9 protein-coding genes and 2 tRNA genes are annotated in these 14,077 nt (G+C 50.1%); 9 read left to right on the forward strand and 2 right to left on the reverse strand.

Annotated elements, in window-relative coordinates:
• Window positions 1-52: 52 nt before the first annotated feature.
• Entirely contained in the window at window positions 53-823 is a 771-nt protein-coding gene (locus tag MKMG_RS00555; protein ID WP_165074375.1) for a sulfide-dependent adenosine diphosphate thiazole synthase, read from the reverse strand.
• A 114-nt stretch (window positions 824-937) separates the two neighbouring features.
• Between MKMG_RS00555 and htpX the strand changes: the two genes are divergently transcribed.
• From htpX to MKMG_RS00580, 5 genes are all read left to right on the forward strand, one after another.
• A complete protein-coding gene (gene htpX, locus MKMG_RS00560) occupies window positions 938-1,822 on the forward strand; it encodes a zinc metalloprotease HtpX (RefSeq protein WP_165074377.1) in 885 nt (294 codons plus the stop codon).
• A gap of 74 nt (window positions 1,823-1,896) precedes the next feature.
• A tRNA-Gly gene (locus tag MKMG_RS00565) sits at window positions 1,897-1,967 on the forward strand.
• 141 nt (window positions 1,968-2,108) lie between these two features.
• Window positions 2,109-3,074, forward strand: a complete 966-nt coding sequence (locus tag MKMG_RS00570) for a cache domain-containing protein (RefSeq protein WP_165074379.1) — start codon at window positions 2,109-2,111, stop codon at window positions 3,072-3,074.
• 122 nt (window positions 3,075-3,196) lie between these two features.
• Window positions 3,197-3,270 (forward strand) — tRNA-Val (locus tag MKMG_RS00575).
• Between the two features lie 419 nt (window positions 3,271-3,689).
• Window positions 3,690-9,449 (forward strand): hypothetical protein, encoded by a 5,760-nt coding sequence (locus MKMG_RS00580; RefSeq protein ID WP_165074381.1) that lies wholly within the window; start codon window positions 3,690-3,692, stop codon window positions 9,447-9,449.
• Window positions 9,450-9,547: 98 nt separating this feature from the next.
• Here MKMG_RS00580 and MKMG_RS00585 read toward each other — a convergent pair whose 3' ends face one another.
• Window positions 9,548-10,231: a hypothetical protein gene (locus tag MKMG_RS00585; RefSeq protein ID WP_165074383.1), complete on the reverse strand. Its 684-nt coding sequence runs from the start codon at window positions 10,229-10,231 to the stop codon at window positions 9,548-9,550.
• Between the two features lie 101 nt (window positions 10,232-10,332).
• Between MKMG_RS00585 and MKMG_RS00590 the strand changes: the two genes are divergently transcribed.
• From MKMG_RS00590 to MKMG_RS00605, 4 genes are all read left to right on the forward strand, one after another.
• Window positions 10,333-10,815: a cation:proton antiporter regulatory subunit gene (locus MKMG_RS00590; protein ID WP_165074385.1), complete on the forward strand. Its 483-nt coding sequence runs from the start codon at window positions 10,333-10,335 to the stop codon at window positions 10,813-10,815.
• A gap of 5 nt (window positions 10,816-10,820) precedes the next feature.
• On the forward strand, window positions 10,821-11,933 hold the full coding sequence (locus MKMG_RS00595; RefSeq protein ID WP_165074387.1) for a cation:proton antiporter: 1,113 nt from the start codon (window positions 10,821-10,823) through the stop codon (window positions 11,931-11,933).
• A gap of 139 nt (window positions 11,934-12,072) precedes the next feature.
• The gene (gene tnpB, locus MKMG_RS00600; RefSeq protein ID WP_165074389.1) at window positions 12,073-13,185 is read left to right on the forward strand and encodes an IS200/IS605 family element RNA-guided endonuclease TnpB; all 1,113 of its coding nucleotides are present in this window, start codon (window positions 12,073-12,075) and stop codon (window positions 13,183-13,185) included.
• Between the two features lie 395 nt (window positions 13,186-13,580).
• Entirely contained in the window at window positions 13,581-13,976 is a 396-nt protein-coding gene (locus MKMG_RS00605; RefSeq protein ID WP_165074391.1) for a helix-turn-helix domain-containing protein, read from the forward strand.
• Window positions 13,977-14,077 lie beyond the last annotated feature (101 nt).

The following is a 14,077-nucleotide window of genomic DNA, read 5'->3' on the forward strand; positions in this document are numbered from 1 at the left end:
TTTGAGCCAGTATATTTATAGCACTCGATTTTATCGTGGAACCAAAAAAAGGTCAGGAGAGATTTTTAATCACAAGTTCTGCCGCACGTCTTCCAGAAAGGAGCATGCCCCCGAATATGGGACCCATGCGGGTCTCACCGGCGACAGCATTTGCCGCCATACCTGCGACGATGAGGCCCGGGAATACTTCCTTTGTGTGTTCGATGATGTTTGCCTCGGCACGGTCGGCCCACATGAACCCTTCCCCTGCGATGGGAAGGTCTCCTCCCTTGTTCTTTACCTGGCGGGCGACTGTTGAATCGTGGCCGGTGGCATCGATGGTATATTTTGTCCTGAGGGTCAGGGGGTCAACGTGGAGGTGGGCCATCTCGACTGCGGTCCAGTTGATGACAAGGCCCGAGACACGTCCGTCACCCTTGACAACGACATCCTCCACCATGGTGACATTGAAAAATTCCGCTCCCGCGTCACAGGCTGCCGCGGTCAGGTGGGAGACTGCCTCAACAGATGATGCGACATAGTAGTTCTCCTGGTACTCTTTGTATGTGATGCCGAATTTGTCGAGTATGGGGCGTGCCTCGTCCTGGACAACAATCCGGGGGAACATCATGCCGCCACCCCACATGCCGCCGCCGACGGAGAGTTTCTTCTCAATAACTCCTGTCTTCACCCCTGCCTCTGCAAGATATGCTGCGGCGGTGAGTCCTGCAGGGCCTGCCCCGACGACTGCGCAATCCAGGTCAAGGTAGTCCATCATGACAGAGTTTTGCTCTGCGAGAATCGCACGGCTGATTACCACTTCATCGAGTTCCTTTCGTATCATACTTGAGTTCATTATTTGATCTGTGGATATATGAAGAGGGCGATATGGAGGGGAATTATCGGAGATTGTCACACTGAATAGATATATCTGATCGGCGATGAAATATTAAAGATTATGAAATGGAAGAAAGACTGGGGACTTACCGGTCGTGTCTTTATGACCTGGGCATTGCTCCTGTTGGTGTACCTGTTCTTCCTTGGGTTCCTTAACATGGTTCTTCCCAATTCGTTTGGGATGTTGCTGGCATTTGTCGTCGTATTTGGATTAGTACAGTACTTCTTCTCCGCAAAGCTGGTGCTGATGACCACCCATGCGCGGGTGGTGGGAGAAGATGAATATCCTGAACTTCATCAGATGATAGGAAAACTCTGCCAGGAGGCAGACCTTCCGATGCCAAAGATTGCGGTGATGCCATCGCCTGTACCAAATGCCTTTGCGACCGGGCGAAATCCCAAAAATGCAGTGGTTGCGGTGACTGACTCCATTATGCGGACACTGAACAGAGAAGAGCTTGAGGCAGTGCTTGCCCATGAACTCTCGCATGTGAAGAACCGTGACATCCTCACGATGACGGTGGCGTCCTTCGTTGCGATGCTTGCATCCATGATCATGCAGAATGCGATATTCTACTCAATATTTGACAACCGGGAGGGCGGTGGTGCATGGATTATTGCGGGAATTGTCTCCGTTGCTGTCTGGCTGGCTGCGACCATTCTCATGATGAGTCTCTCACGCTACCGTGAGTATGCAGCAGACCGCGGCAGTGCTTATATCACCGGAAACCCGGCGGCACTCCGGTCTGCCCTCACTAAGATCAGCGGCAGAATGGATCAGGTGCCTGTGAAGAAGAAAGAGGAGATGGCCGGCGCAAATATGTTCTATATCTTACCCGCCCTCTCCGGAAAGGGTTTCAAGGAACTCTTTGCCACCCATCCACCATTTGAAAAACGCCTCGCGGCACTTGAGAAGATTGAACAGGAGATGAAGGGTTTCTCCTGATCTCTCCCTTTTCAGATAATATGTCTTTATTACGAATCAGAGACAATGTTGTCAGGCACAGGGATATGATGTGCGCACCGATGGTCTAGTGGTATGACTTTGGCCTTCCAAGCCAATAGCCCGGGTTCAATTCCCGGTCGGTGCATCTGAATTTTGGTGTCTTGTTTTCCGTGTTTTTTATCATTTTTTGATGTTTGCATACCACTCATGTCTTGTTTGATTTTCTTATGATGTCGTTCAGCAGATCCCGGTGTATTTTTCTGATTTCAGGTGTAATTCACAGACTATGCAGAAGGGGGTCGTTGTCTTTGTTATCTGCCTGTGCGTGCTACTGGCAGTCACGTTTGCCGGATGTACATCACAGCAGGAGAAGAATGTCTATGATCAATCATCGATGGCTGATCTTGAAGCGTATGTGCAGGATGCAGCCGGGTATGTGCAGACGGTTGGTGTTGAGGCGGCGCTGGAAGAGTTTGACGCAAAAGACGGCCGGTTTACGCAGGGTGACTGGTATATCTATGCCTACGATTATAGCGGTATTCTGCGTGCACATCCGTATGAACGGGATGTGGTCGGGACCTGCCGTGGTAACTGGACGGATGTCCGTGGCCTTCCGGTGATCCGTATCGCACAGGAGACCGCAGCAAACGGCGGCGGATATATTGCCTATCTCTATCCGGCACCAACAGGCGGCATCATCAACGAATCGGCGGGTGAGACCTATGAACCGAAGATCGGCTATGCATACCCTGCAGGAGCAGACCTGTGGGTCGGTTCGGGGATGTACTTTGGTGATCTCACGGTTGAGGGTGAAGGAGCATGCCCCGCCGCAGTCTCTGGTATGATCTCACTCGTGGAGGCAGGTGCCGGATATGCACAGGCAGAAGGCACGGATGCAGCGCTTGCTGCGATAGGAAATGCATCAGGTCAGTTTGTGGACGCAGACGGTCACCATCTGTATGCCTATGATTATAATGGCACTCTGCTTGCGCATCCCTATCTGGGTGACCGTGTGGGTGACAACCTGATGGACCGGAAAGGTCCGTTTGGGATGGAGAATATCCGTGCACTCACTGAAACAGCGGCAGACGGCGGCGGGTTTGTGGTCTTTGTCTGGCCAAACCCTGACAATGGCAATCTGGATGAACTGAAGATTGGCTATGTGCTGCCGGTGAATGATGAATGGTGGCTGGGGTCAGGCACCTATCTGAGTGAGATCACAGGAGAGGATTCTGCCCTGTTTGTCCGGTGATGCACCGGACGTCATTGATTTTTCTAATGGCTTTGTCTGCGAATTTTCGCTGATTTTGGCCACATTTTTTTCATTTTTTCAAAACCCTTATCCATCTGGACAGCCTAACTATGCAGGTTAAAGGGCTCGTGGTCTAGTTGGTTATGACGTCGCCTTCACACGGCGGAGGTCCTGAGTTCGAATCTCAGCGGGCCCATGCATTTTCTTTTCTGTTGTGGTTTTTGGATTGCTTAATGTCGTATGATGCGGTAGTGTGATCAACCGAAACAGATATTGAACGGGAGCATGCCGCCACCTCTCTTTTTCGGTCTCTGTGCTCTTTTTCTCCCCATCCTTCTCACCGGTTTGGTATTTGCCTGCATATCGGGATTGGGGTCATTCCCCATTCCTGTCACTGTCCACAGTCATGCCCCTGCAACCAGCCGGGAATGATGTTTATAAATTTTTGAAAAAGTGCAAGAGGAATATTTATACGGGACTGTCTGAAAAAATCCTGCACAACATATGGTTAATAAATTTTAGTTAACTTACATCGTTTTGGTAACTTATTTATCTGTCAGGTGATGAGACTATTCTACCTGATAAAAGTGGTATATTTCAGGAGTAATGATAAATATGAGTTTAGTTGATTTGATTAACAAAAGAGGTCTGCCCCTCTTTTTTGCCCTGCTTCTGGTGGCAGTGGTATGTACTGTACCGGTGTGTGCTGCTTCAACAGAAGTGACGGTGCAGAAGATTGCAGCAGACGGTACGACAGTCCTTGATGAACAGACTGTCAGTGCCACATGGATGGAAGCAAATCTCCCCGTGATGGGAGACGGAACAACGCACTACTACGCACAGGGCCCATCCTTTGACCCGAATCCTCTCTGGGATGAAACAGAGACGATAAACTGGGAAGGTAAGGACATGGGTGCGGTCAGAGGTACTGACATTAAAGACCTCTGTGAACTTGTCGATGGTGCCGAAAGCGGAGATGTGATTGTTCTCCGTGCGGCAGATGGATTCTCAAAATCATTCCCCTATGAGAATGTCTATAATCCACAACCTCGTCAGGGTTCGATTGTGCTAACCTGGGAGAAAGATGGCAATTCCGTGACTGGTGATTCTTACTCAGATGGTATGCGCAATGTCTTCTTTGCTGACACCACCACCAATCCGGAAGGAGCCCACGTCTATGGAAACTGGGATATGCATGAGACTATGCCGGAAGATTACTGGCACTATTTCTCTGGCGTATATCCTGCAACAACAGGTCTGGGTGTGCAGAACATCAACCAGATTAAGATCCTCACGGACGACCCGGTACCCGTAGCACCTGTGAGCATTTTCGACGGCACAGTGACTCTTGCCGATGAAACCTTCTCCTGGACTGATTCCTATGGAGATGCCTATGACATCAACTGGCAGACACCACACGGTGCACTCGATGCTGCTGCAACAGACGGTGGATTTACGTATGTGGCAGGCTGGAAAGATGATAAAAACACTGCTCTTCTGAATGATATCTTCGCAGATGATACCTGGTACAAATTTAGTAAGGCTGACGGAGTTGGCTGGAATTACCAGCTGAACGGTGTCTGTCAGGACTACTACTCAACTGAAACCGGCATCTCGAATTTCGAAGGCCTTGCAGACGGGGATGTGATCACGTATTACTTCGGCCCGAAGGATGACCAGACAACCGACAATGCGGTTGCAATCATCACGATTGACGTAACCTTTGGCAGTGGTGCTGTGTCTATCTATGACGGCAGCGTGAACCTTGCCGACGAAACCTTCTCCTGGACTGATTCCTATGGAGATGCCTATGACATCAACTGGTGGACACCACACGGTGCGCTTGAGGCTGCTGCAACAGACGGTGGATTTACGTATGTGGCAGGCTGGAAAGATGATAAAAACACTGCTCTTCTGAATGATATCTTCGCAGATGATACCTGGTACAAATTTAGTAAGGCTGACGGAGTTGGCTGGAATTACCAGCTGAACGGTGTCTGTCAGGACTACTACTCAACTGAAACCGGCATCTCGAATTTCGAAGGCCTTGCAGACGGGGATGTGATTACGTATTACTTCGGCCCGAAGGATGACCAGACAACCGACAATGCGGTTGCAATCATTACGATTGATGTAACCTTTGGCAGCGGTCCGACACCCGGTGAAGACTGGACTGTTCTGGTAAAGAACGGTAACCGTGAGTTCACGGTCGACAAGGCCTACTTTGAGTCAGGCGTTGGCTGCGGTCACTCTGCATCATACACTGATGTGGATGGCACATGGGCCGGCATGCCGCTCTACTTCCTTGCGGGACTCGTCGATGACGATAACACGCACGGTGCTGGCGCCTTCAACCGTGACCTTGCAGCGCAGGGATATTCTGTTGAAGTGACCTCAGGAGACGGGTATTCAATCAACTTTGAATCCGCAGATATTGCAGATAATGCGAATATCTTTTTAGCAAATACCCTCAACGGCGCTGAACTTCCTGCGGTCATCGGCGACAAGAACAAGCCCTGCTGGCCGCTCAGAATGTCTGGTTCAGAGGTGTCTGCAGGCAAACTTGTTGGCGACATTGTCACCATTGAACTCATCGGTGTCCCAGAACCTTCAGCAGGCTGGGAACTTGCAGTAAACGGTCTCATATCCGATGTGGTGACCGAAGCAGAGTTCAATGACTTCTGCATGCACGATGTCACCTGGACAGACGGCAACGGCGATGTCTGGGAAGGTGTCCCGCTCTGGATCATGGCCTCTGTTTCTGACAACTATGAGTCCACAACTCACTGGACATTCGATGACACCGCGGCAGCAGACGGATACACCGTCCGGATCATCGCAGGTGACGGATTCTCCCGTGAATTTGCCAGTGCGGATATGGCACGCTCGGATGACTACATCATTGCAAGCATCTGCAACGGTGAACCACTATCAAGCGAAGGTGACAAGGCACCCTACCCCCTGCGGCTTGTGGGACCGGCAGTCTGGAATGATGCAGAAGGTAAATTCACCGGCTCGGCGATTGCAAATATCACCACCATTGATCTGGTTGAACTGATTCCGCCTGAACCTGCCGAGGGTTCCTACAACCTTCTCACGAAGGGAATCATCACCAGTGTCATTACTGAGGCATTCTTTGAAGAGGCACTTGAATGCCACCACCAGCAGACCTGGACAAATGAAGAGACCGGTGAACAGTGGGGCGGCATTCCGCTCTGGGTCCTCGCCGGATGGGTGGACGACCGCACACCGCATGGTGCTGACGGCTTCAATGATGCAGTCGCACTTGCCGGCTACACCGTGATTGTCACCGCAGAAGACGGATATTCCAAGAGCCTCCCGAGTGCTCTCGTTGCCCGCAACAACGGGCTCATTGTCGCAAACACCCTGAATGGTTCAGCCCTTGAGGACAGTTTCCCGCTGCGTCTGGTTGGCCCTGACCTGCCGGAGGCAAGCTATAGCGTAGGCAACCTCGCGAAGATTGAACTGACCGACTTCTGTAAACCGGAAGGCTCACTGCCACTGACCATCGTGAAGTACGCCAGTGACGGAGTCACAGAACTTTCCAACGTGACGTTTACCTGGGACTGGATGGCAGACAACCTGCCGGTTTATGGCGATGGTGTGACTGAATACAAGTTTGAAGGTCTCTGTTTCCCGCCGGAAGACCCGTGGGACATGGCAGAAACCTATCCCAGTGGATTCAAGATCATCGAAGCCATAAAAGGCACGTCTGTTCGTGAACTATGTGACCTCGCAGGCGGCATGGATTCCGGCACTGAGATCACGTTCATTGCAACAGACGGCTGGAGAAGCAAATTCTCGTATGATGTCATCTACGAACCGGCAGACTGTATCGGAGAACCGGTCCTTGCATGGTACAGTGGAGGCCGGGGCGGTGCGATGCCTGATTACGGCGATGGATTCCGCCTGTTCTTTGCAACCGATGATCACATCTTCGGCCAGCGGGATATGTTTGAAGGTATTCCGTTCCAGTACTGGCACTATAACTCAGGTCTTCCGTCCTGTGCCGGCCTCTCTGCCAAGATGCTGACACGGATTGAACTCACTACCTATGCAGATCCGACATGGAATCTGACAACTCTCGGTGCCATACCGGCTGAACTTTCGAAAGGATTCTTTGAGGGTGCGATGGGATGTACCATGTCCGGGAATCACAAGGCCATCTACACGGACGCGTCCGGTAATGAATGGGCAGGCATGCCACTCTGGCTGATCTGCGGATTTGTTGATGATGCCAACCCACACGTGGGTAAATCCTACAACCAGACTCTCGCTGAACAGGGCTATGATATTCATATCATCGCTGAAGACGGCTTTGAGACGGTAATTGACAGCCGCAACACAATCACAAACAACAACTACATACTTGCAAACACGCTCAATGGCCAGCTGATGCGGCCGGAGGATGGAACCGGCTGGCCACTGTGCCTGGTCGGTCCGAATGTCACAGCCAAATATGATGGCGTGAAGGGCGTGAAGAACGTTGTAAAGGTCATCCTTGACCTTCCGTATGCACCGGATCAGTATTCCGGCGCTGTCACCGCCGAGTGGGGAGACATTGGGGCAGGAGTCCCGGTCCGGGCATTCATCGGTGATGTTGCCGCAGGAGAGGGTGTGACGGCTGATACCAATGTATATGCAACCGCTGACGCACCCTTTGCCATCACCGGTAGCCAGTATCTCTATGGCGAACCGGTAACCTTCATCGTGAACGGTGTTGAGGCACTCCAGCACCCGGTATTCCTGGGTGCACAGACTGAGACACTTGACCTGACCTTCCCAATCGGCAGCCTGCCGGTCGGTGAAGAGGACTGTGATGGTGTTCCACCCTGTGTGATGACCGACGGTGATAATGTCTGCGTCAACCTTACCGGTGGTAATGTAGATGTGGACGGTTCAAACATTGCAATCTTCCCTGCCGGCAATGGCTGGGAAAGCATGCTCATCGGAACAACGGGTGTAACAGAGAATGCAACCGCTGCAACCGGTAGTGTTACCGGTGTCATTGCAACAGGTGTTCCTGCATCAGGCATGGTTCCTGAAGTCGGAAATGTCACCGCAGGATTTATGGTTAATCTGACCGGCATGCCGGGAGAGAATGCAACCATCAGATCAATGATTGCAAAGGAACCCTCCTCTGAGATGCTCACATACTTCCAGATTGCTGCAGCAGAAGAGGGTGTCGGCATCCGGGATGTGGCTTACACGCTTAACATCCAGAAAACCGGCATCGCAAACGGTGAGGACATCACCAGTGCAGTCATCAGAATGGCAGTAACGCCTGCATGGGTTTCCACACATGGTGGTATTCCTGAAATTCAGATCATCCGCCACGGTGAAGAGGGCGTCACTGAAGTTCTTGAGACCACCTTCACCGGCTATGATGCAGAGGGCCTGATGATCTTTGAGGCACTCTCACCAAACGGACTCTCTCTCTTTGGTATGGCAGCAGTGTCATCCCCATCGGTTTCCGGTGACGGTGACAATGATGCTCCTGACTGGACTCCAACAGCTACTCCGACCCCTGCTGTCACAGAACCTGACACAGGTAAATCATACACCATTGTCTCCTCTGCGGTGACCTTCAGCACTGCTGACGGAACCAGGACGGTTAAAATCGACCGTCTTGTCGCAGAGGTCAATGATGCAGTGATTGTCATCACCGGAACAGATATTCAGGTCCGAATGCCCGGCGGCATTCTTCATGTCCTGACTGCCGGGGTCACTGAGGACGGGAATCTCATCACTGGTGAAGTCACCCGTGTCTTCTATGAAGGAGATTCCGTAACTGCCACTATCAGCGGCATTGGTGCCGTGCAGGGTGCAGTCACGATTGACTTCCCTGGAGTTCCCGCATCTGAATCTGACATTGCAGTATCCCTTACCGGCACCGTTCCGGTAACTGTTGAAAACGGACTGAAGCAGGCAGCACTGTCTGCCGGAAAGACAGCCGGTGATGTGGCGTTTATTATGCCGCTCACCGTCTCTGATGTATCCGCCAGCAGTGCAACAGTTACCCTGACCGCACCTGCCCTCTGGATAGAGAGCAGCGGCGGTGTGGACAATGTTGTCATTGCCGGTTACCGGTCTGACGGCACTGCTGTTCTCCTGCCGACAGCAGCAGATGATGGCACATTCACAGCAGAATCCTCTGTTCTCTATGATGGCTATGGTCTCGTTGCGGTCAGTGCAAAAGAGACCGGTGCAACGATGACACCTGCACCCACAGCCACAACAGGAGGCAGTACTGCTACAGAAGAGACGCCTGCATCAGGCAGTATCTTCACAACACTTGCACTCATCTGTGCAGTCTTCGGTGTTGCCGGATATGCGGCAATGAAGAAGAGATAATCTTTTTTTTTATTTTTTTAGCCAGAGAGATCAGTATCACCGGCAATGTAAATGTAACATTTACTGAGTCGGATACGGACGCATTTCAGAAAAAAGAATTATTTTTGCTGTCTTCGTTTCCACCAGGACAGCCTGAGGTATGCAAGCTCGTGCCTGACATATTCCGTCCAGGTCTGTGTATCTTCTGCAAGCTCTTTTGTTCGTATGTCTCCTGCATCCAGTCTGTGGTCAACATGCTCAATCCAGGAGTCCACTGCTTCCATCTGTTCCTGGAGTGCAGCGACCTGACGCTCAAGTCGTTCTATTCGTTCTTTGGATGCTTCCCGGTCAGCAGTCGCTGCCACTTCCAGTGCAGTGAGCCTGTCTGCAAACCGGGAGAACTGCTGGCCCTGCATTGCTACGGTATTGATGAGCTGAGTCGGCAGACGGCCTGCAGGATATGTCTGACCGGTTGTGGCCTTCGCCGTCTTCTCTTTCTCTTCGCGTGTTTTTGAAATACTGCTGAGGCGGGACAAAGCAACGTTTTTCCCCTTTTCCTCCACTGCCGGTCCGGCCCCCTCTTCCTTACTCGGGGACGGGGATCTCTGTTCTCCGCCTTCTTCATCTGCAATTGCAGTAAATATACCGGCTGCCTTTTCATCATAAATCTGAATCCGGCCCACCTTCTGCGAAGGAATCCGGTTACCGTGGCGCCTGGCAATATCACGTATGCCTTCTTCCGGGATGCCTGTCATCTCTGCGATATCTGCTGTCTTCAGTCTTTTCCCGGCTGGTGGTTTCATTGATATTTACCTCCTGTGTGCGGCGCACAGAACGACTCAGGTTTCACGTTGATTATTTCTTTACCGGTATACATTAATGCTCTCGTCCCATATTCTGAGGTATGGGGTTCTTTCACCAGGTGCTTCCCGGCATCGGGACGAAATATGAACTGGAGACAGAGAGCGGAGATCTCATCTCTGTCATCTTCATGCCAAATGGCAGAGTCCAGCTGTACACCCAGCCGGCACAATGTCCGGAGTGTTATGCAGCAGACCTGAATCCGATGGAGACACGGAGGCTGGGCAATGTTCTCACCGGCGCCATCATGGAGGCAGAGGAGGAAGGGGTGGAGATTGCATTCTCTGCTCTTGCAGACCTCAGGATTGTGGTGCACACCTATATCATCCGTGAACAGCTTTCCGGAAAATCAATTACTGATCTCAATATCCGGTCCCGTACCGGAGTAACGGTTCTCGCGGTTTCCCGTGATGGAAAAAATACCGTTAATCCCCGTCCTGATTTCAGGTTTATGGCAGGAGATGCCGTTGTTGTCATCGGCGAATCAGATCAGATCAGGACATTTGAGCAGGAATTCATGGAGTAGACGGAATGGAAGGAATCGCCATCGCACTGGCAGCATGTGTGGGAGTGGCACTCATCTGCCGGCGGTATGCCGTTCCGCCCATCCCGTTCTATATCATCACCGGCCTGCTCCTGGGGACTGCGGGCCTTGGCATTGTAGAGACGTCTGATGTTTCTGAATGGATTGCCCATATGGGCCTGTTGTTTCTCCTCTTTACAATGGGCCTTCATCTCCACCCGGGTGAAGTGGCAAAACGGCGTGGCTCATTTCTCATCGCCGGGATTATTGATCTCTGTGTCAACTTCGCCGCCGGATTTGCGGTGGCATTCTGCATCGGACTGCCCCTTTATGATGCAGTGGTGCTCGCCGGAGCATTTTATATTTCAAGTTCAGCCATCGCGCTCTCATCACTGATTGACAACCGGAAACTTGGGTTTCGTGAATCTGATACGGTGATCTGGCTGATGGTCTTTGAGGATATTATGCTTGTGGCACTGCTGATCCTGTTTACGGCACAGGAGGTCTCACCGTTCCGCATCATTGGGATTATCCTTTGTGTGGCGATAGCAGCCTTTGCCTGTGTGTGGAAATTCCAGGGACGCCTCCGGCAGTTCTTTGCACGGGAAGACGAACTCCCGATACTTGCCGTGTTTCTGGCTGTTGTAGTGGCAGTCGCGGTCTCAGAAGTGACAGGTGTCCCTGACAGCCTGTTTGTCATCATTCTCGGTTCAGCCGTCTCCCTTGCAGCAGCTGACCGTGCCGAAGCGGTTGCCCGTCCGTTCAGGGAGGTATTTCTCGTCATATTTTTCGTATTTTTCGGGATATCTGTCAGTTTTTCCGGTGTACCCTCTCTTCTCATCCTCGCGTCAGTGATCGTTCTTGCAATTATCACCAAACTCGTCTCAGCTCTGGTCATAGGTAAGGCCGTTCATGGAAGAGTTCTCTCCGGAATTGATATATGGACAGATACCGCATCCCGTGGTGAATTTTCGATCCTTCTGGCACTGTTATACGGGTCCCCTGCTGTTGTCCCGGTCGTTGCTGCAATGGTTGTTGTAACGTCGTGCTTTGGTTCATTTACGGGTAAATTCAGCATACATATCCGGCGGTGGTGTGGACGCATCATCGCAGGGAAATAATGTCAGTTCACTGCAACCAAATTTATTTATAAATAAAGCGTAAATCCCCTTGGTCTTTAGCCAAGGGGATGTAAGCGTGGTCATTTTAGGTCTATACTATCACAACACCTATATTATATTAAATCATGAATGGGTGTGCATGTTGAAAGCCTGCAGGTATCGAATGTATCCCAACAAAGAACAAAAAAAATTGTTCTTTCAACATTTCGGAGCTTGTAGGTTTGTTTACAATTGGGCTTTGGAAAATAAGATTAGGGCATATGAATCGGAAAATAAACCCGTATCGAGATTTACTCTGAACAAAATGCTTCCTGATTTAAAGTCAGAACATGTCTGGTTAAAAAATATCAATTCTCAGTCTTTACAGGGTGCTACATTAAATCTCGAAAATGCGTTCACCCGTTTCTTCAGAGAGAAAAACGGTTTTCCAACATTCAAATCGCGGAAACATCCGGTACAATCATTCTCCGTCCCACAGGGATATGCTGTAAATTTTGAAACCCATAAGATTCGGTTGCCTAAAATCGGGTGGGTTAAAACGAAACTGCACCGGGGATATGAGGGTGTGGGTAAAACCACAACAGTGTCGTTAACTCCAACTGGTCAGTTTTACATTAGTATTCTGGTGGACGATGGGTTGGAACAACCAGAGGCGCAACAGTTTGATGAAAACACGACCATTGGTATTGATGTCGGCATCAAAGATTTTGCAGTTTTGTCCAATGGGGAAAAAATTGATAATCCGAGGCATCTGAAAGCATATCTTCTGCGAATGAAGGTATTACAAAGACGGTTAAGCAGAAAGCAAAAAGGTTCCAATAACAGAAATAAAGCAAAAAAAGCAGTGGCGAAACTTCACGAAAAGATCCACAACCAAAGAAATGATTTCCAGCATAAACTTTCTTTTAGATTAGTATGCGAGAACCAGGCAATTGCGCTGGAAACACTGAATGTTGCGGGGATGTTAAAAAATCACAAATTAGCACAGCATATTGCTGATGCATCGTGGAGTTCGTTTGTTACTCAATTAAAGTATAAAGCACAGCGACAGGGAAAAACCATCCTGCGCATCGGTCAGTTTGAACCTTCTACCAGAATATGCAGTAATTGTGGTTACTACAATAGGGGATTAACACTGGCTGACAGAGATTGGGTATGTCCTGATTGTGGTTCAACCCATGATAGGGACATTAATGCTGCAATTAATATCAGGAAATTCGCACTTGATAAACAAAATCTAATTGGAATTTGATAGGAAATTAACACCTTCGGAACGAGGGGTTGGGCCTGTGGACTCACGGACATAAGTCCGGGGAATGAAGCAGGAAGCCTCTGGGTCTTTAGCCCAGAGGTAGTTCACATGTTTGTCGAAGAATATCTCGTATCCAGTCTTTGATGTGATGTGATGCAATGAAACAACAGTCAGTGGTATATCTTAACAGCCGCAAACCCGCTGATTTTGAGAAACAAAAGAATGATATTGAAAATTTCTGTAAATACCGGTTTGATATCGACCGAATTTTTTATGATAATCAGTATCCTGCTATTCCTGCCTCAAATCGCATGAAATTTATTGAAATGCTGGATTATTGTGAAGACAATGGGATCTCCAATATTATATTCCATGATCTGGCTGTCACGCTAAAAATGCCTGATACATTCATCAGTGACCTCTCTATGATCCTGAAAAGCGGGTATATCCCATACTGGGCCCAGGGTGATTTTATTTCAGGCGGGTATGATTCCGATGAACGGCGGGAAGCGGTTATTGCCTTTTCCCGTTATCTGGATCAGTTTTCAGCCTGGCATTCAAAGGGAAAACAGGGGAAAAAAAGCATTACTGTCTCCAGCCGCCGGCCGGGACGTCCGCAGGCCCTGGATGAGAAGGGGGTGTCCGACCTTCTGGCAGCACGGCGGTCAGGAAAGACAATTGGTGAAGTGTGCCGTATCTTCAGTGTTTCCCGAAGCACAGTGAGCAAAATTCTTCGTAATTATCCCGAACTGAAAGGTAAATGGAAGGGGCCTGTTTCACCGGGAAAATAAATCAGAATATTTTCAAAACAGATGGTGGATTCCCACGCGATGATCCGGACCTGCTCTGATATTGCTTTCCGTGCTGCCCGTTTCTCTCACATATCATTCAG

The organism is Methanogenium sp. MK-MG (genome assembly GCF_009914725.1).
Classification (GTDB): domain Archaea; phylum Halobacteriota; class Methanomicrobia; order Methanomicrobiales; family Methanomicrobiaceae; genus Methanogenium.